Here is a 1,116-nt window from a genome sequence, read left to right on the forward strand (position 1 = left end):
TCCCGCGGCCCCCGCCCTGGCCCCGGAAGCGGCGCCGGCCGCCGCCGCGCCGCCCGGCGGATTCCCCGACTACCGTTACCTCAAGACACTCCTGACGCCCTCCCAGCTCAAGTACAACCCCACCGGCGAGATCATCTTTCCCTGCGTCCGGGGCGTCTACGACAAGTTGTCGAACCCGCTGGGCCGCTATTACCTCTACTACGGGCCGCACGACGCGCCGGGCGGAATCTGCCTTGCCTACGGCGACTCGCTGGAGGGACCGTTCACCGAGTACACCGCCAACCCGATCGTCTCCAACATCTGGCAGCCGCACTACAAGGTCAGCCATGTCGCCTCGCCGCATGTCCTCTGGAATGCGGACGTCAAGGAGCTGTGGCTCTACTTCCACGGCGAGAACGGCACCACCCGCCTCGCCCGTTCCAAGGACGGCATCACCTTCACATACGACAAGGTGGTGCTCACCACCGCGATGATGCCGGCGGGCAGCAGCGAGACCTCGTACGCGCGCGTCTTCCAGCACGACCTGCCCTCGCGGGGCGCCCGCTACGTGATGCTCTTCATGCTCAACAACCAGTCCAACCACCGTGACATCGCCTGGGGCTGGTCGAAGGACGGCCGTGACTGGACGTTCGACCAGCAGCCGCTCGTGCGCCACTCCGACGTCGGCGCGAACAACATCGGTGGCCCGCACCTGCTGAGCCGGGACGGGAGCACGTACGTCGTCTACAACACCAGCAAGGAGAACGGCGGCAATCTGCTGATCACCGAGGTCGGCAACGACTTCAGCCGCCGCGAACACCTCGGTCTCTTCTACGACTCGTCCAACAGCGCGCCGGACAACGGCCGCAGCGCGTCACCGGCATTCGGGACCGACCGGGGCGTGCCGTACATGATCTACGAGGCGGGCGAACGGCTCCAGGGCTCGATCGCGGTGGCCCGCGGCTGACCAACTGCCGCCGTATGCGAGCGATCCGCTCGGCCTGCTGGACGGGCCGCGGCCGGCGGAGATGTCGCCGTACGGTACGACCGCTCCCGGCCCGGCCCGAGTGCCGGGCCGGGAGCGGTACGGCTTGGAGGAGGCGTCCGGGCCGGGACGCGCGGCGGGTACCGAACGCG

At 68.5% G+C, this 1,116-nt stretch carries 1 protein-coding gene; it reads left to right on the forward strand.

Features of this window, described 5'->3' with window-relative positions:
- The first annotated feature begins 16 nt into the window (after positions 1-16).
- Positions 17-946, forward strand: coding sequence for a glycoside hydrolase family protein (locus GA0115259_RS38705; RefSeq protein WP_237540802.1), 930 nt, complete (start codon positions 17-19; stop codon positions 944-946).
- The last annotated feature ends 170 nt before the right edge of the window (positions 947-1,116 follow it).

This window comes from Streptomyces sp. MnatMP-M17, assembly GCF_900091995.1.
Taxonomy (GTDB): domain Bacteria; phylum Actinomycetota; class Actinomycetes; order Streptomycetales; family Streptomycetaceae; genus Streptomyces.